Genomic DNA, 20,623 nt, shown 5'->3' on the forward strand with positions numbered 1-20,623 from the left:
TCGCATATTCTGGACGGCGGCTTTTTCCACCCTTCTGCGTTCCAACTCTGGTTGCGTAGCTATGGCTACGCGCCCGTCGTTGCGCCTTGAAGGATGAAAAAATCCACTCGCCAGAATATGCGAAACCAACTGGCCAGGTACTTACTGCCCTGAGAGCGGGTCAGAAGCCTGAGTGATATAATCAGTCATTTAAGTCTTAAGGCTATGAAATATGTTAAAGGTAAAACAGTCAGGAAGCATGATCGCCGGCATATTGCTTCTGTTTGCAACTCAGGTTTTTGCCTGGTCTCATGTCCATATCGTTAATAAAACTGACCTCGATGTATATGGTGAAATCAAATACATTGGCGGATCCGCTTGGGATTGTGATACACAAACCTATGCACTCGCTCCCTGGGGGGCATTTACTGCACCTTCCCGAGGCGCATGTCTGGTACGCAAAATTACCGTCAGTGCCTACGACCTGGGTAATGGTATTCCCTATGAGTCATCAGCAGGAACTGCCTTTGTGCAATTCATAGTGGTCAAGAGAGACGACGGCCAGCTTATGGTGACTCGCCCTTAAGAGAGTTAACGCGTTTATTCAGACAACGTTAAACAGTGCCAACTGTGTTGATAGCTCATTGTTGTTTACCTGTTGCCTGGTTCAGCCTGAGTGGTGAACTTTATAAAAAAATAATTGTCATATATGTAATAAGCGATTTTTTAGGCGTTAGTCATTGAATTATGGATAAATGAGAGGGATATCTTGATGTTGCCTGAAACTATTGATCTTCAAATATCGAAAACGAACCCAGAGCAGAATACCGGGGCTGGTCGTTCATCCAGCAGAGCTGCCAGTTCCCCCAAAAGGTATTTCAGTCATCTTGATCTCAGTGACGTTCCCGACCCAACGTGGCTAAACAAGCGCACCTGCTGTTCCCCTGTTTCAGGCCAGGCTGCTGACTGTTCTGCCGCCAGCCGGGAACAACTTGGTGGCAAAGGAATGTATTTGCAGCGCATGAAGAAAGCCGGTCTGTCTGTGCCACCGTTCGAATGTGTTACTGCTCAAGTCATGAGTGCTCTTGAACAACAGCCTCTGGATAACTTTGCCCGCTATCTCCCCGGGATTGACCGTGAACTGAAGGCAGAGACCTGTCTCAAGAACATCCGTGAACACCTCAATGCCTTGCCGCCTTCAGAGCAAAGCAAAAGGGATAACTGGCTGCTGGGTCTGGCGCAATTTGTTGCCAGTGATGACTATTACGAACAGGTTAAAGATACTGAAGCGGCCCGACACATCAGGACTCTTCGCCATCAGCTGGACAAACTCTCCAGATCACAACCCGTTATTGTCCGCAGTTCCGGCATCAACGAAGATAACTACGGCGATGCCCAGGCGGGCAAATACCTCTCGGAAGTTCAGGGAGAAGAGGATGTATTGCGCACCTGCCTAAAGGTCATGGCCTCAGGTTACCGGGCTGAAGTCTGTTCCGAAGGTATACCACAACCCATGGCACTGATCATCCAACAGTGCATTGATTGCCGATACGGCGGTGTCGTCATGAGCTTTCAATCTTTTCAGGAAGATACCATCAGGGTTGAGTACACACGTGGTCAGCCCAGAGGCGCAGTGGCAGGGCAGTCCGGTAACCGGCCCCATCGCATTGATATTTATCGCGAAGATCACAAAGAAGAAGCTCACATCTATCAGTACTTTCCCGGAACAATCTCCAGTCACTTTGTCTTGCATAAGAACAATAACGGCTATTCGGAAACAATCATTGCTAATGCCGATGCTCAATCAGACGACAGTGGACAAAAACTCACTGATAAAATGGTTTCAGATCTCAGGGATGCGGTGACAAAACTGGAAGACCTGCTGCTCTGCCCCGTGGATGTGGAGTTTGCTATCGATCATCAGGGTAGCCTGTTCCTGTTGCAGGTGCGTCCTGTTACCCGACTCTCTGGCGGCATGGATTTTGCCATGCCTATACCCATAGAGTCTCTGGCCATTGGCGAGTGCATCAGTGAAGGCTTCTGCACCGGGCCACTCTGGTTGGCTAAAAAAACACAGGCAGACTCTATGCCAAAGGGCGCCATTGTCGTCGCCCGGCAGGCAGAAGACTGGATGCTTGAGCCTGGCTTCCTGAAACGGGCAGGAGGTTTTGTGCTGGCCGAAGCAGGCTTCAATGATCATGTAGCGATCCTTATGAAACAGGAAAAAATAGCCTTGATGCGGGCCGGTGCTGAGTATGCAGCTGTGATCGCTCAGGATGGCCAACAGGCGACGCTGGCCTGCGCTCGCTTTAATGGTGAGCCCGGCGCCTTTATTGTTGTCGGTGACCTTGCCGGAAAACTGGCCAGTCACAGAAATTTATCCTCTGCCTTCTCTGATGTGCTGCCGGGAAAAGCCGTCCCGTCGCGGGCTGATTTGTCTCCCTCTGAAGATACACTTTGTCAGGTCGCCAGCGGTTTTCAATGGCTCACGGATCAAAATGCTCGCCTGCTGGCATTTTTTGCCTCCGGCGGCGGACTGGATTGTCTGGAAAACCCGATAAAACTAAGCATGTCGCCGCAACGATCAGAGTTACTGGTAGGCACCAGAGAGAACATAAGCCGACTGATTTATGGAGCTGAAAAGCTGTTGCAGGGTTATGAGGCATTCCTGCGGCTGGCGGGCGACAGCCGTTCATCCCGGGTTGAGCCATTGCTGGATGAATTTCTGCACCTGTCCAACCGCTTTGAGATGCTGAAACAGACCATCCTATCCGGCTTGAAGAGTATCATTATGCCAATGCAAGCTGCTGAAGACGGGCAGCTATCTCCGGTAACGTTTCGTCATTGGCTGGCAGACTGCGATCAGCTGCAATCCTTTCTTCAAGCTCTCAACCCCTGGAGGGCTGAGCAGGTACAGAGTGTCCATGAACTGATTTTTGCTGTACATCAGCGCTTCGTAAATGCGCTTGCACCGATCACTCTTGCCTCGAGTCAGGGCAGGGTCTCTCGGGAAAAGCGCATCACCTATATTGATCACAGGACTCCGAGTGAAACGGCACCGCTACTGAGTCCAGCCTGCAAAGCAACCCTCGAAGGATTATTGTTTCGTAAAGCGATTGTCGTCTGTATGGATGAAGCCTTGATTGTTAACCTGAAGTTAGGCACTCATGTGAGTCTTATCGAGCTACTTGATCGTGCAGAGGGGGGGAAAGGACGAACCCTGCGGCTGAAATTTTCTGACTCTTTTGACAGTGATGATGGCAGTGAATCACCCGGCAAATTAAAACGTATGTGGTTTCTGGTGGAGTTACTGAAAGCGTTCGAACTCAATAAAAATGCGGGTAGCATGAAGACAAGTTGTAACGCTGTAGCGGGTGAAATTATCGTTGAATGCACTCGCATGAGATCACGTGAAAACATGCAGGAGGCCTTTGTAAAACTGACCAAGGCATTATATTCATTAGTTAGTCTGGATCGATACTTAAGTCGGATAACTCTGTTTGAAGGAGGTCGGTGGAGCTTTAACTGGCTTGCGCAGCGCCTTGACAGCGATGCTTCGGCAGAAGCTAATAGATTCGCCTTTCAGCATTGCCTTTTCTCAATGGTTAATAGTATCCGAGATGGCATTGCTCCAGAGTGTTACCCGTTATTAAGCAAGTATCAACAAGAGTTCATGGATCAAGGTCGATGTCTGGTCAAATCGAAGGACAATGTTTGGGAACTATTAATGAGTGATCAGGTCTCTGAAGATATCTTAAGGGAGCTATTACATCATTTTTTATTGTCATATCCTGGTAACGCCAGTCAATGGGTTGAGCTTTTGTATCCTCATCTTAAAGATCAATACTATGTTATCAAACGGTCCTGTAGTTACAGTCTGGAGTTTGATGTGCCACCGATGCCGTTGCTCGGGGGGCAAAAAGAAAGGGTCAGGAGTTTCTTGCTCAAGCATGGCATAGAATGTGCCAGCCAACGAATTCGAAATGACAAAGACCTTATGTTAGCGGCTCTTGCAATACATCCGTATAGCCTGAAATATGTCAGTGAAAAGCTGAGGAGTGATAAACAGGTCGTCCTCACTGCAGTCACCGGAGATGGTTGTTGCCTGCAATACGCCAGCACCAAACTGCGGGATAATGAAGAGGTTGTCAAAGCCGCTATCAAACATGATTCAGCAGCCCTGAAATATGCCAGTGACAGAATTCGAAGCGATAAAAAAACATTATCAAAGCCTTAATGGCTGTCAGTTTTGATAACTTAAGATATGTCAGTAAAGCGGTGTTTAAGGATCGTATAGGTTGAACTTTATAAAAAAATTATTGTCAAAAGATTAATTGATGTTTTTTCTAGATGAATCATGGATGAATATTAACATGGGAGGGATATCTTGATGTTACCTGCTAATTCTCAAATGTCAGCGCTTCGGAGTCCAACAACGAATCCAGATGAGATTACCGGGACTGGTAGTTCATCCGGCAGGGTTGGTAGTTTATACGGCAGGGCTGTTAATTACCTCAAAAGATATTTCAGTTATCTTGATAGCACTTCCATTCCAGACCCGACGTGCCTTAGCAAACGCACCTGCTGTTCATCTGTTTCAGATCAGGCTGATGACTATTCTCCCCCCATCCGGCATCAGCTTGGGGGTAAGGGACTGTTTTTGCAACGCATGAAGGAAGCTGGTCTGCGTGTTCCAGCGTTCAGATGTGTGACAACTCAGCTCGTTCATGCGCTTGAACAACACCCTCTGGATCCTCACTCTTTAACTCGCTATCTTCCCGATATCGCCTATGAGCCGGGTGTGCACAGCAGCCTGACGCTCATCAGGGAATACCTCAATACTCTGCCACCTTCAGAACCCGTCAAAAGAGCCGGGGTGCTGACGGGGCTGGCGGAATTTATTGCCAGTGATGACTTTTATCAGCAGGTTAAAGAGTCTGAAGCGGCCCAACAAATCACAGACCTGCGTCGTCAGCTGGACAATCTCTCTTTATCACAACCGATTATTGTCCGCAGTTCTGGCATCAACGAAGATAATTACGGCGATGCCCAGGCAGGCAAATACCTCTCTTTGGTTCAGGAAGAAGACGATGTTTTGCGTACCTGTCTGAAAGTCATGGCTTCAGGCTACCGCCCTGAAGTCTGCCCCGAAGGCATACCACAACCCATGGCTCTGATCATCCAGGAGTGTATTGACTGCCAATACGGCGGTGTCGTCATGAGCTTTCAATCTTTTCAGGATGGAACCATCAGGGTTGAGTTTACTCAGGGTCAGCCCAGAGGTGTGGTTGCGGGGCACTCCGGTAACACGCCTCACCGTATCGATATTTCTCCTGAGGAAGGCCCTGACAGCTATCAATATTTTCCCGGTACGATTTCAAGTCACTTTGTCCTGAACAAAAACAATCACGGTTATTCAGAAACAAGAATTGATAATGTCGGTGCCCAGCCAGACGACGGTGAACAGTTACTTGGTGATCAAACGGTCTCAGATCTCAGAGAGATGGCGACAACGCTGGAAAACCTGTTGTTCTGCCCCGTGGATGCCGAGTTTGCCATCAATCGTAAGTGGCAGCTGTTCCCGGTGCAGGTGCGCCCTGTTACCCGACTCTCTGGCGGCATGGATTTTGCGCTGTCCATACCCGAAGAGACCATTGCCACAGGTACGGGTGTCAGTGAAGGCTTTTGCACCGGAACGCTCTGGCTGGCCAGACGACAAAAGGCAGACTCTATGCCAGAGGGTGCCATTGTCGTGGCCCCACACGCTGAAGACTGGATGCTTGAGCCCGGGTTCCTGAAGCGGGTTGGTGGTTTTGTCATTGCCAATGGAGGATTCAATGATCATGTTGCGATCCTTATGAAACAAGAGCAAAAAACGTTGATGCTGGCCGGTGGGCAGCTTGCGGCAGTGGAAGCTCAGGTTGGGCAACAGGCGACGCTGGCCTGTGCCCGCTTTAACGATAAGCCCGGAGCCTTTATTGTTGCCGGTGACCTTACCGGAACATTGGCCAGTCACAGAAGCCTGTCCTCAGCTGTTTCTGATGTGCCGCTAGCCAAAGCCGTCCCCTCACGGAATGATTTGTCCTTTCCTGAAGGTACATTCCTTCAGGTTGCCAGCGGTTTCAAATGGCTCACGGATCAAAATGCCCGCCTGCTGGCATTTTTTGCCCCTGGTGGCGGACTGGATGGTTTGGCAAACCCGCTAAAACTCAGCATGTCGCCACAACGATCCAGGATACTGGCAGAGACTAAAGTCAGCGTAAATCGGCTGGTTTATGGGGCCGAAGCCCTGTTGCAGGGTTACTGGGCCTTCTTACAACTGGCGGGTGAGAAAGGTTCGCCCGAGGTTCAGTTATTGCGGGATGAATTGCAGCAACTGATCAGCCGGTTTGAGACGTTGCAAAAGACTATCCAATCAGGGCTGGAGAGTGTCATTCTGCCCATGCAAGCCGCTGAAGAAGGGCGGCCATTCCCCGGTATCTTTCGTCAATGGCTGGCCGATTGCCATAAGCTACAATCCGATCTTCAGGCACTCAACCCCTGGAAAGCTGAGCAGGTCCTAAGTGTCCATGAGCTGATTTTTGCCCTGCATCAGCGCTTTGTAGAGGCACTGGCACCGGTCACTCTGGCTTCGGGACAGGGCAGGATATCTACAGAAAAGAAAATCACCTATGTCGATTGCACGACTCCGGGTGGCTCAGATGGAAAGGTGCCGTTATTGAGGCAGTCAGGCAAAGCATTGCTTGAACAATCAAGGCACCCGGTAACTGTCGTCAGTCTGGATGATGCCTTGTTGGTTAATCTGGAGCTTGGGCATCATTTAGGCCTTATCGAGGCACTTGAATGCGCAGAAGGAGGGAAAGAAAGAACCTTGCGGCTTAGATTTTCAGACCGGTTTCGGAGCCCTGATGGCTATCAACAACCCGGCAAGTTGAAGCGTATGTGGTTTCTGGCGCGGTTGCTGAAGGCAATTGAACTGGATAAAGAGGCAGATGGTATGAAGATCAGTGTCAATCCCGCAGTGGGTGAAATGATTGTTGAATGCTCCCGAATGTCATCACGTAAAATCCTGCAGCAGGCTTTTGAAAAACTGATAATGGCATTGTATTCAACCTATAGTCTGGATCTGTACATACGTAATATAGCCCTTTTTGAAGGAGATCAGTGGTGCTTTAATTTGCTTGCACAACGCCTTGATAGCGATGTTGTGACAGAAGCCGATCGATTCGCCTTTCAAAAATGCTTAATTCAACATGGCTTATGCACACTATATTACTCCGCTGCGATCGGTATTTCAGATGCTTGCTACTCGTTCTTAAGCGACCATCAACAGCAGTTTATTAATCATAGTCGGCGGTTCTTTCGATCGGAGAAGAATTTTTCGGAAGTGTTAATGAGTGATGAGGTGGGTGAGGACACCCGCAGGGAGGTACTGCATCATTTTTTATGGCTCAATCCCGATGAGGCGACTCCACTGTTTGAGCTTGTCTATCCTCGTTTGAGAGGCCAATACTATATTATTAAGCCATCATGGGATTACACGCTGATGTTTGATGTGCCACCGGGGCAGGCGCTTCCCGATCACAAAGAAAAGGTCAGGAATGTTGTGGTGAAGGAAGGGCTGACATATGCCAGCCAGCAGGTTCGAAATGATAAAAGCCTTGTATTAGCGACCCTTGCAAGACATCCAGATAACCTGAAATATGCGAGTGAAAAACTCAAGAATGATAAAGTGGTCGTCATGGCTGCAGTCACTCAAAATGGCTCTTCTCTGAAATATGCCAGCCCGAAACTTCAGGATAATTATGAAATTGTCATGGCTGCAGTCACTGTTCATGGCAGTTATCTGGAATTTGCCAGCCCGAGACTTCGGGATAATTATGAAATTGTCATGGTCGCAATCAAACGGGATGGTATACATCTCAAATATGCCAGCCCGAGACTTCGGGACAATGAAGAGATTGTCAGGGCTGCAGTTGCAGCTTATTCAGGACCTGTGTCTTATGCCAGTGAAAGAATCCGAAGCGATAAAAACATTATTAAAAACCTGATAGCCGTTAATATTGATATTCTACAAAACGTCAGGAAAACATTATTGAATGATCGGGAGTATATGTTGGACTTAATTGAACAGGACTCTTTTGCTTTTTTGTATGCGTTTGATGAGCTTAAACAATATAAGGCTTTTATTGAGGCAGCAAAAAAAAGAAACCCCGAAGTGATTCGACACCTCAAGTAATCTCCGAACAAGGTTTTATTTACTCTGACAATGCTAAACAGTGCCAACTGTGTTGACAGCTCATTGTTGTTTCCCCTATTGCCTGGTTCGGCCTGAGTGGTGAACTTTATAAAAAAACTATTGTCTGAGGTTTATTGACCTTCCAGTCATTGAGTCAGATGGATGAATATTAACATGAGAGGGATATTTTGATGTTACCCGCTTATTCTCAAAGGGCAGATTCTCCGACTCCGGCAACCAATTCAAATCAGATTCCCGGGGCTGAGGGTCTATCCGACGGGGCTGAGAGTAAACACAAAAGGTATTTCAGTGATCCTGATCCCACTAGCGTTCCCGTCCAGACATCATTAGCCAATCGTCTTTGCTCTTCACCTGTTTCAGATCAGGCTGATGACTATTCTCCCCCCAGCCGCCATCAGCTTGGGGGTAAGGGAATGTTTTTGCAGCGCATGAAGGAAGCCGGTCTGCGTGTTCCACCTTTTAAATGTGTGACAACCCAGGTGATGAATGCACTGGAACATCAGCCTCTGGATCGGCACTGCCTGGCCTGCTATCTCCCTTGGATTCCTGATCAACCGGAGGCAGAGACCAGCCTGTCGAAAATCAGGAAATACGTCGCTACTTTGCCACCTTCTGAGCAAGCCAAAAGGAAAGACTGGCTGGCGGGTCTGGCAACATTTATTGCCAGTGATGACTATTACCAACAGGTTAAAGAGTCTGAAGCGGCCCAACAAATCAGAGACCTGCGTCGTCAGCTGGACAAACTCTCCCTGTCACAACCGATTATTGTCCGCAGTTCTGGCGTTAATGAAGATGACTACGGCAATGCCCAGGCGGGCAAATACCTCTCGAAACTTCAGGGAGAAGAGGATGTATTGCGAACCTGCCTTGAGGTCATGGCTTCAGCTTACCGGCCTGAAGTCTGCTCCGAAGGTGTACCGCAACCCATGGCGCTGGTTATCCAACAGTGTATTGATTGCAAATACGGCGGGGTCATTATGAGCTTTCAATCCTTTCAGGATGATACCGTCAGGATTGAGTTCACACCCGGTCAGCCCAGGGGCGCAGTAGCAGGACAGTTCGGTAATACGCCCCACCGTATCGATATTTATCGCAAGGCAGGCGCTGAAGACGTTCAATACTTTCCCGGGACGATCTCAAGTCACTTCATCCTGCACAAGAACAATAACGGCTATTCGGAAACAAGAATTGATAATGTTGGCGTTCAATCAGACGACGGTGAACGGCAACTCAGCGATAAGATGGTTTCATTACTCAGGGAGGTGGTGGCAAAGCTGGAAGACCTGTTGCTCTGCCCTGTGGATGCGGAGTTTGCCATTGATCACCAGGGTCGTCTGTTCCTGTTGCAGGTGCGTCCTGTTACCCGACTCTCTGGCGGCATGGATTTCGCCATGCCCATACCGGAAGAGACCATTGCCTCTGGCGAGAGCGTCAGCGAGGGCTTCTGTACCGGACCCATCTGGCTGGCCAGGGAACAAAAGGCAGACTCTATGCCAGCGGGTTCCATTGTCGTGGCCCGACACGCTGAAGACTGGATGCTTGAGCCTGAGTTCCTGAAGCAGGCAGGGGGATTTGTCATTGCCGAAGGAGGATTCAATGATCATGTAGCGATCCTTATGAAACAGGCTGGAAAAACGTTGCTGCTGGCTGGTGGTCAGCTTACGGCAGTGGTCGCTCAGGACGGCCAACAGGCGACCCTGGCCTGCGGCTGTTTTAAGGGTAAGCCCGGTGCCTTTATTGTTGCTGGTGACCTTACTGGAAAACTGGTCAGTCACAGAAGTCTCTGTTCTGCTGTGTCTGATGTGCCGTTAGCCAACGCTGTTCCGTCACGGGAGGATTTGTCCCCCGCTGAAGGCACATTCGATCAGGTTACCAGTGGTTTTCAGTGGCTCACAGATCAAAACGCCCGCCTGTTGGCATTTTTTGCCTCCGGCGGCGGACTGGATTGTCTGGCAAACCCGATAAAACTGAGCATGTCGCCACAACGGTCAAAATTGCTGGCAGGGACCAGGGACAGTGTAAACCGGCTGATTTATGGGGCTGAAGCATTGCTGGATGGGTACAAGTCACTCCTGCAGCTGGCCGCTAACAGGGATCCTTCCAAGGTCCAGCCATGGCTGAAGGAATTACCGCAACTGAGCAATCGGTTCGAGACATTGAAAGGGAACATCCAGTCAGTGTCAGAAACGTTCATCCTTCCCCTGCAAGCCGGTGGAGAAGGTCAGAAATCCATGGGGGTTTTTCGACAGTGGCTGGCAGCTTGTCATCAGCTGCAATCCTCTCTTAAGGCACTCAACCCCAATACGCCTGAGCAGGTCAGAAGTGTCCACGAACTGATTTTTGCCTTGCATAAGCGCTTCGTCAAGGCACTGGCACCGGTCACTCTGGCCTCGGGTCAGGGCAGGATAAGCGGGGGGTGGCCGGTCACTTATGTAGATTGCAGGACTCCAGGAGGCCCGTTTGAAAAGGCACCGCTATTTAATCGGTCCTGCAAGGTATCCCTGATAAGATCAGAGTGTCGAGGAACTGTCATCATTATGGATGATGCTTTGATTGTTAACCTTGAATTAGGACAACATGTGGGCCTTATCGAACTACTTGAAAACGCAGAGGGGGGCAAAGGACGTACCCTGCGGCTGAAATTTTCTGACCGGTTTGCCAGAGCTGATGGCAGTGATGGCCCCGGCAAGTTGAAACGTATGTGGTTTCTGGTGCAGTTACTGAGAGCGATCAATCTGGATGGACAAGCTGGTAATATGAAGCTCAGTTGCAATGCCGTAGCGGGAGAAATGATTGTCGAATGCGCCCGAATGACATTACGTCAAACCCTGCAGGATGCCTTTGTAAAACTGATGACAGCTTTGCATGCTATTCAGGATATAGATATTTATTTAAAGGACTGCACCCTTTTTGAAGGGGATCAGTGGAATTTTGACTTGCTTGCGCAACGTCTTGATAGAGATATAGCGACAGAAGCCGATAGATTTGCCTTTCAACATTGTCTTTTCTCAACGATTTATGACTATTCCAGGATGAGTCCCGATTGTTGTCAGTTATTAAGTAAACAACACCAACAATTTATTGATTATGTTCAACGGTTAGAAGAGTGCTGGAAAAAGCCGAAGGAGCATTTTCGGGAAGTGTTAATGAGTGATGAGATCAGTGAGGACACCCGCAGGGAGCTTTTACATCACCTGTTATTGATAGATGCCCAAAAGGCTATTCCATTGGTTGAGGGTGTTTATCCCGATTTGAGAGATCAATACTATGTTATTGAAACGTCATCCTGCAGCTACAGGATGGGGATTAATGCTCCACCAGCCCAGTCACTTCCGGAAGATAGAGAAAAGGTCAAGAGTTTCTTTTTGAAGCATGGACTGGAATATGCCAGCCAACGGGTTCGAAATGATAAAGACCTTGTATTAGCAACCATTGCCGCAAATCCATACAACCTGAAATATGTGAGTAAAGCACTGAAGCATGATAAACAAGTCGTCTTGTGCTGTTTTAAAACTCTCAATCTTTTGAAGACTGAGGAGGTCCGCCGTGTCAATGACCTGATTTTTAACTTGCATTGGGTCTTAACAGAGGCCCGGACACTGGTTACCACGGCCTCGGCTCTGGGCATGCTATCCAGAGACGAGAACTTCATCTATGTTGATTGCAGGACTCAGGGTGGCACGGCTGAAAAGGCACAGGTATTGAGTCCGTCCTGCAGAGCATCCCTCAGAGAATCAAGACCTCTTAGAGGAACTGTGATCAGTATGGATGATAACCTGATTGTTAACTTTGAGTTATTCGGTCTTGTGGGCTTAATCGAGCTGATTGAAAATGCAGATGAGGGAAAAGGAAGTACCTTGCGGTTGAAGTTTTCTGATAAATTTTCCTGTATTGATTGCAGTGATGCACCTGGCAAGTTAAAACGTATGTGGTTTCTGGTGCAGTTACTGAAAGCTATTGAACTGGGCGAAAATGCTGATAGTATCAGGTCTGTTTGCAACGCTGCAGCGGCGGAAGTGATGGTCGAATGCTCGCAAATAACATCACCTCAAGCCATGCAGGATGCCTTTGTAAAACTGATAACGGCATTAAGAGCAGTTATTTCTTTGGATATACTCCTGGGCTCGATAAGTATTTTCGACGAGGGGCGGTGGTGCTTTAACTCGCTTGCGCAACGCCTTGATAGCGATGTTGCGGCAGAAGCCAATAGATTCGCCTTTCAACATTGCTTCTTCTTGATGATTGATAATTACCAATATGGCATTGATCCCGATTGCTGTCAGTTATTAAACAATCATCAACAACAGTTTATTGATCATGGTTATCGGTTGGTTAAATCAAAGGACAACCTTCGGGAAGTGTTAATTAGTGATGAGCTTCCTGAGGACATCTGCAGGGAACTTCTGCATCATTTTTTATTGTTAGATCCCGGTAGGGCTAATCGATGGGTCGAGCTTGTGTATCCCCATTTGAAAGATCATTACTTTGTGATCAAGCCATCCTGCAGTTACAGCCTGAAGTTTGATTTCTCACCGGTTCAGTCGCTTGGGGATAATAAAGAACAGCTCAGGCATTTCTTGCTCAGGGATGGACTGATACATGCCAGCCAACGGATTCGCAATGATAAAGACCTTGTATTGGCAACTGTTGCGATACATCCGGATAGCCTGAAATATGTCAGTGAGGAGTTGCAGAATGTTGCAGAGGTCGTCATGCTTGCGATCACTAAAGATGGTTGTCATCTGCAATATGCCAGCCCGACAGTTCAGGATGATGAGAAGGTTGTCGTAGCCGCTGTTACAAATTCTTTAGGCGCTTTGCAATATGCCAGTGAAAGAATTCGGAGCGATAAAAACATTATTAAAACCTTAATAGCTGTCAATATTAATTGCCTGATGTATGTCAACAATACGGTATTGAAGGATCGTGATTATATGCTGGACCTGATTCAAAAGGATTCTGCTGCTTTTATTTATGTTGACTCCGAGCTTAAACAAAATTTGGCTTTTATTGAGGCAGCAAAAAAAAGAAACCCCGAAGTGAGTCAACACCTCGAGTAATCTCTGAACAAGGTTTCATTTATTCTGACAACGCTAAACAGTGCCAACTGTGTTGACAGCTCATTGTTGTTCCCCCTATTGCGTGGTTCAGCCTGAGTGGTGAACTTTATAAAAAAACTATTGTCAAAGGTTTATTGACCTTCCAGTCATTGAGTCACATGGATGAATATTAACATGAGAGGGATATTTTGATGTTACCCACTTGCTATCAAAGGGCAGATTCTCCGACTCCGGCAACCAATTCAAATCAGATTCCCGGGGCTGAGGGTCTATTCGACGGGGGTGAGAGTCCACACAAAAGGTATTTCAGTGATCCTGATTCCACTAGCTTTCCCATCCAGACATCGTTAGCCGACCGTCTTTGCCGTTCACCTGTTTCAGATCAGGCTGATGACTATTCTCCCCCCAGCCGCCATCTGCTGGGGGGTAAGGGAATGTTTTTGCAGCGCATGAAGGAAGCCGACCTGCCTGTTCCACCCTTTGAATGTGTGACAATCCAGGTCATGAATGCACTTGAACATGAGCCTCTGGATCGCCGCTGCCTGGCCCGCTATCTCCCCTGGATTCCTGATCAACCGGAGGCAGAGACCAGCCTGTCGAAGATCAGGAAATACGTCACTACTTTGCCACCTTCTGAGCAAGCCAAAAGGAAAGACTGGCTGGCGGGTCTGGCAACATTTATTGCCAGTGATGACTGTTACCAACAGGTTAAAGATTCTGAAGCAGCCCGGGAAATCAGAGACCTGCGCTGTCTGCTGGAAAAACTCTGCCCATCACAGCCGTTTATCGTCCGCAGTTCTGGCATTAATGAAGATAACTATGGCGATGCCCAGGCGGGCAAATACCTCTCGAAACTTCAGGGAGAAGAGGATGTATTGCGAACCTGCCTTGAGGTCATGGCTTCAGCTTACCGGCCTGAAGTCTGCTCCGAAGGCATACCGCAACCCATGGCACTGATCATCCAACAGTGCATTGATTGTCGATATGGCGGGGTTGCCATGAGTTATCAATCCTTTCAGGAGAATACCGTCAGGCTTGAGTACACATATGGTCAGCCCAAAGGTGTCGTGTCAGGGCAGTCTGGTAACAGGCCCCACCGTATTGATATTTATCGTGAGGATCGCACAGAAGAAGTTAACAGTTTCCGATACTTTCCCGGGACGATCTCCAGTTACTTTATCCTGAAAAAAAATGATAACGGTTATTCGGAAACTGAGGTTTTTGATGCCGATGCCCAATCCGACGGCGCTAGACATGCACTCACTGATGACATGGTTTCAAAACTCATTGGCTATGTGACAAGACTGGAAAACCTGTTGTGCTGCCCAGTGGATGTGGAGTTTGCCATCGATCGTCAGGGTCGTCCGATCCTGTTACAGGTGCGCCCTGTTACCCGACTCTCTGGCGGCATGGATTTTAACATGCCCATACCCGAACAGACCCTGGCCATTGGCGAAAGCGTCAGCGAAGGCTACTGTACCGGACCCATCTGGCTGGCCAAAAAACGACAGGCAGGCTCTATGCCAGAGAGAGCCATTGTCGTGGCCCACCACGCTGAAGACTGGATGCTTGAGCCCGGGTTCCTGGATCGGGCAGGGGGTTTTGTCCTTCTCGAAGGAGGATTCAATGACCATGTAGCCATTCTCATGAAACAGAAACGAAAAACTTTGATGCTGGTTGCTGGTCAGTTTGCGGCAATGGATACTCTTGTTGGCCAACAGGCGACGCTGGCCTGTGCCCGTTTCAGGGGTAAGCCCGGCGCCTTTATTGTCGCCGGTGACTTTACCGAAAAACTGGCGTGTCACAGCAGTCTGTCCTCTGATTTTGCGGATATGCCCTTAGCAAAAACTCTCCCGTCACGGGATGATTTGTCCCCCCCTCCAGGCACATTCTCCAGGGTCACCAGTGCCTTTCAATGGCTCACCGACCAAAACGCCCGGCTCCTGTCATTCTTTAACTTCGGCAGCGAACTGGATTGTCTGGCAAACCCGATAAAACTGAGCATGTCGGCACAACGTTCAGAGCTACTGGCAGAGACCAGAGACAGGGTTAACAGGCTGATTTATGGAGCTGAAGCCCTGTTGAAGGGCTACCAGGCATTCTTGCGGCTGGCCGGGAAAAAAGATTCACCCCATGTCAAGTTATTGCAGGATGAATTTCCACTCCTGAGGGAACGGTTTGTGGAGCTGAAAGAGACCGTGGAATCAAAGTTAGACAGTGTCATTCTGCCAATGCAAGCCGCTAAAGAAAGACTGGTTGCCCCGTTAGTGTTTCGGCAGTGGGTGTTTGCTTGCCACCAGCTGCAATCTTGTCTGCAAGCACTCAACCCCAGAGAAGCTGAGCAGGTTCGAAGTGTCCATGAACTGATTTTTGCCCTGCATAAGCGCTTTGTAGAGGCGCTGGCACCGGTCACACTGACCTCGGGTCAGGGCAAGATATCTATGGATAAGAACGTCACTTATGTTGAGTGCTCGACCCCGGGTGAAACAGTCCCGCTAATCAGTACGTCCTGCAAAACATCTCTCAAGAGATTAGTGCGTCATGCGACGGTCGTCACTATGGAGGGAGCCTTGATTGTTAACATGAAGTTTGGCGAACACTGGGGCTTAATTGAGCTGCTTGAAAAGGCCGAGGGGGGGAAAGGACGAACCTTGCGGCTGAAATTTTCTGACACATTTCATCCATCGGATGGTAGTGAAGAACCGGGTAAGCTGAAACGTATGTGGTTTCTGGTGCAGTTACTGAAAGCCATCGAACTGGACGAAAATGCTGATAGCATGAAGCTAAGCTGCAACGCCGTTGCAGGGCAGATTATCGTCGAATGCCCCCGAATGACATCACCTGAAACCATGCAGAAGGCTTTCGAAAAACTGATAACAGCTTTACTTGCTGTTCAGAATCTGGATCTTTTTTTAGAGGATAAAAGCATTTTTGAAGAGGTTGAGTGGAACTTTAACCTGCTTGCACAACGCCTTGATAGTGATGTTGTGACAGAAGCAGATAGATTCGCCTTTCAACATTGTCTTTTCTTAATGGCTCTTAGTCAGCAATATGACATTCTTCCCAGTTGCTACCGGTTATTAAACCACCAGCAGATGCAATTTATTGATCATTCCCGGCGGTTAGTTAATTTGGAGAATGCTTATGAAAAAGTGCTGCTGAGTGATGATATTGGTGAGGCCAATCGCAGGGAACTTTTGCATCATTCTTTATTAGTAGATCCCGGATTGGTGACTCCGTTGTTTGAGGATGTGTATCCCCATTTGAAGGGTAAAAGTTTTATTATCAAACCATCAGAAGATTACCAGTTGAATTTTGTCGTTTCAACTGATCAGCTGTTCAGTGAGCATAAAGAGAAAGTCGAGAAAGCCTTTCAGAGGAATGGGCTTCTATATGCCAGTCAACGGCTGCGAAATGAATACTTTGCTTTTAGGTACGATCAATAATTTTGTGAATCAGGTCTGATCTATTCTGACAACCTTGACCTTAACGGCTTATTGTCATTTTTACTGGTGCCTGTTTCAGACTGAAGGTTGAACTTTATTGGTGTGCCAGTTATTCACGAAAGGGATATCTTAATGTTAAATGTCAATTCTGATAAATCGAATGATGGACTTCTGACAGCTTATTCAAGTCAGAATAACCGGGTTGGTAGTCCATCCAGAGGAACTGATAGTTCACCCAAAAAGCATCTCTGTGATTCTGATTCCAGTGGCGTTTCGATCAGCAAAACGCCTTTAGCCAAACGTCACTGTTGTTTTTCTGTTTCAGATCCGACTCCCCTCAACCGCGAAGAACTGGGGGGTAAGGGAATGTTTTTGTGGCGCATGAAAAAAGCCGGTTTGTCTGTTCCGCCATTTCAATGTGTGACAGCCCGGATCATGAACGCGCTTGAGCAACACTCTCTGGATACCGGGCTTTTAGCCCGCTATCTGCCAATGATTGAATATGAACTTGAAGCAGAGAAAGAGATCAGCCTGACGAACATCAGGGCATGCCTCAATGCCTTGCCACCTTCACAGCAGACCAAAAGGAATAACTGGCTGGCGGGTCTGGCAGAATTTATTGCCAGCGAAGACTATTATCAACAGGTTAAAGATTCTGAAGCGGCCGGAAAAATCAGGGGGCTGCACAGTCAGGTGGGCGGACTCTCTGCATCACAGCCCATGATTGTTCGCAGTTCCGGCATCAATGAAGATAATTACGGCGACGCTCAGGCGGGCAAATACCTCTCTTTAGTTCAGGGAGAAGAGGATATTTTGCGAACCTGTCTTAAGGTCATGGCTTCAGCTTACCGGCCTGAAGTCTGCTCCGAAGGTATACCGCAACCTATGGCCCTGATCATCCAACAGTGCATTGACTGTCGATACGGCGGAGTCGCCATGAGCTTTCAATCTTTTCAGAATAATACCCTCAGGGCAGAGTTTACATCGGGTCAACCCAGAGGCGTGGTGGCAGGGCAGACCGGTAACACGCCCCACCGCATCGACATTTATCGCAAGGATCGCAAAGAAGATGCTGTCAGCTATCAATACTTTCCCGGGACAATCTCAAGTCACTTTGTCTTGCACAAGAACAATAACGGCTATTCGGAAACAATAACTGATAATGTTGATGCTCAATCATACGACGGTGGACTGCAACTCACGGATGCAACGGTTTCAGAACTCATGGAGGCGGTGATAAAGCTGGAAAACCTGTTGCTTTGCCCTGTGGATGTGGAGTTTGCCGTTGATCATCAGGGGCGCCTGTTCCTGCTGCAGGTACGCCCTGTTACCCGGCTCGCTGGCGACATGGTTTTTGCCATGCCCATACCCGAAGAGACCCTGGCCATTGGCGACAGCATCAGTGAAGGCTATTGCACCGGTCCCCTCTGGCGGGCTGAAAAAAGAGCAAAAGACGCTATGCCACAAGGCGCCATTGTCGTCGCCGACCACGCTGAAGACTGGATGCTTGAGCCAGAGTTCCTGAAGCAAGTGAGGGGGTTTGTCTTTGCCAAAGCAGGATTCAATGATCATGTAGCGATCCTCATGAAACAGCAAAAAATAAGCCTGATGCGGGCTAATGATCAGTGTCCGGTATTTGCCACTGACAATGGCCAACAGACGACACTGGCCTGCGGTCGCTTTAAAGGCAAGCCCGGAGCCTTTATTGTTGCCGGTGACATGACAGAAAAGCTGGTCAGTCACAGAAGCCTGGCCAGTGTTTTTTCTGATCAGCCCCTGGCGAACGCAATTCCGTCCTGGGAGGATTTATCAATTCCTGAGGGCAAGTTCTGTCATGTCGGCAGTGGATTCAAATGGCTAACGGATCAAAATGCCAGGCTTTTGGCATTTTTTGCCTCCGGTGGTGGACTGGATTGCCTGGCAAACCCGGTAAAACTGAGCATGTCGCCAGATCGCTTAAAACTATTGGCACAGACCAGAGATAGCGTGAAACGGCTGATTCATGGATCTGAAGAACTGTTAGCTGGATACAAGGCATTTCTGGGGCTGGCTCTAAAAAGTCGACCATACCTGACCATGTCATTGCGGGATGAATTACCGCAACTGAGGAAACGGTTCAAGACGCTGCAACAGACCATAGGATCAGGGTTAGATAATATTATCCTGCCAATCCAGGCCGCTGAAGAAGGGGATGTATCCCCGAGAATCCTGAGTCAGTGGGTGGCAGATTGCCATCAGCTGCAATCCTGTCTTCAGGCACTGGACCCTGAGCAGGCTGAACAGGTCCGGAGTGTCCATGAGCTTATTTTTGCCTTGCATCGACGTTTCGTAGAGGCTCTGGCCCCCGTCACTCTGGCTTCTGTTCAGGGCAAGATATCTAGAAAAGAGCACATCACCTATTTTGATTTTACCACTCCGGGCGGAGAGTTATCGCTATTGGGACTGTCAGGCAAAGCATCCATGGAAAGGTTGAGGCTTTCAGGGACTGTCATCAGTATGGATGAAGCCTTGATTGTTAACCTCGAGTTAGGATGTCACCTGGCTCTTATCGAGCTGCTTGAGAATGCAGAGGGAGGTAAAGGACGAACTCTGCGGCTGAAATTTTCTGACCAATTCAATATATCTGATGGTGTTGGAAAAACCGGCAGGTTTATTCGTGTATGGTTTCTGGTGCAGTTACTGAAAGCAATCGGGCTGAACAAAGATGCCGATAGCATGCATGTGAATGGCAATGCTGTAGCAGGTGAAATCACTGTTGAATGCACGGGAATAGCATCACGTGAAACCATGCAGCATGCCTTTGAAAAACTGATCATTGTGTTAGGTTCAATGGCTGAACTGGATCAAAAGTTTCGGAAAAGGGTTATTTTTGAAGGAGGCCAGTGGGACTTTAGCTTGCTTGTAGAACGGCTTAATCGAGATGTTGCGACAGAAGCCGATAGATTCGCCTTTCAACATTGCCTTTTCTTAATGTTTTACAAACAAGGTTGGTGCATCACTCCGGCTTGCCGGGGGTTATTGAGCAATCAGTTTCAACGTTTTACTGAACATGCACAGCGGTTAGGTGAGTGCACGCGGGCAATTTTTTGGCGACGAAAATCGGAGGACATTCTGCGGGAAATGTTAATGAGTGATGAGATCGCTGAGGACACTCGCTGGGAACTCCTGCATCATTTTTTATTGGTCGACTTCAGTTACGCCACTCGATTGGTTGAACGTCTGTATGGCCTGGAAAATCAATACTTTGTGATCAAGCCATCCTGCAGTTACAGATTGGAGTTTTATGCTCCACCGGGACAGCCGTCCGGGGATCATAAAGAAAAGGTCAGGAATGCCCTGCTCATGCATGGGTTGATGTATGCCAGCCAACGGGTTCTGAATGATAAAGAACTTGTATTAGCCGCCATTGCAAAACATCCCGAACAACTGAAATACGTGAATGAAGAACTGAGGGATGATACTGATGTCGTCATGGCATCAGTCACTCGAGATGGCAATCAGCTGCAATATGCCAGTCCAGAACTTAAGAATAATGTCAGGGTGGTAATGGCGGCTGTCGAACAATATCCAGAGGCTCTGAGGTATGTCAGTGAAAAAATGCGAAGCAATCAAAATATTATTAAAATCGCAATGGCTAATGATATTCAATACTCAGAATATGCCAGTGAAAGTGTATTGAGTGATCGCGATTTTATGCTGGACTTAATTGCAAAAAATCATCGAGCTTTCAAATATGTTGCTTTTGAGCTTAAACAGGATAAGGATTTTATTGAGGCAGCAAGACACAGAAACCCCAAAGTTATTAAATACATCAGGAAACTTTCGGATAAGGTCTGATTGGCTCTGAAAACGTTGACTGGTTCAAATCGTCTTGCCAC

6 protein-coding genes are annotated in these 20,623 nt (G+C 48.1%); all 6 read left to right on the plus strand.

The features are described from left to right. Positions 1–211 precede the first annotated feature (211 nt). Complete coding sequence (locus ACO6VG_RS17440) at positions 212–565, plus strand: hypothetical protein (protein ID WP_422412973.1); 354 nt, start codon at positions 212–214, stop codon at positions 563–565. 186 nt (positions 566–751) lie between these two features. After that, complete coding sequence (locus tag ACO6VG_RS17445; protein WP_422474926.1) at positions 752–4,216, plus strand: DUF4116 domain-containing protein; 3,465 nt, start codon at positions 752–754, stop codon at positions 4,214–4,216. A 153-nt stretch (positions 4,217–4,369) separates the two neighbouring features. After that, positions 4,370–8,218: a DUF4116 domain-containing protein gene (locus ACO6VG_RS17450; protein ID WP_422474928.1), complete on the plus strand. Its 3,849-nt coding sequence runs from the start codon at positions 4,370–4,372 to the stop codon at positions 8,216–8,218. Positions 8,219–8,409: 191 nt separating this feature from the next. Then, positions 8,410–13,299 carry a DUF4116 domain-containing protein gene (locus ACO6VG_RS17455; RefSeq protein ID WP_422474930.1) on the plus strand — a complete coding sequence of 1,630 codons (4,890 nt, stop codon included), beginning with the start codon at positions 8,410–8,412 and terminating at the stop codon, positions 13,297–13,299. A 191-nt stretch (positions 13,300–13,490) separates the two neighbouring features. Further along, positions 13,491–16,745 carry a PEP/pyruvate-binding domain-containing protein gene (locus tag ACO6VG_RS17460; protein ID WP_422474932.1) on the plus strand — a complete coding sequence of 1,085 codons (3,255 nt, stop codon included), beginning with the start codon at positions 13,491–13,493 and terminating at the stop codon, positions 16,743–16,745. Between the two features lie 132 nt (positions 16,746–16,877). Then, a complete protein-coding gene (locus ACO6VG_RS17465) occupies positions 16,878–20,582 on the plus strand; it encodes a DUF4116 domain-containing protein (protein ID WP_422133475.1) in 3,705 nt (1,234 codons plus the stop codon). Positions 20,583–20,623: the final 41 nt, after the last annotated feature.

This window comes from Endozoicomonas sp. ALB032, assembly GCF_049310125.1.
Classification (GTDB): domain Bacteria; phylum Pseudomonadota; class Gammaproteobacteria; order Pseudomonadales; family Endozoicomonadaceae; genus Endozoicomonas_A.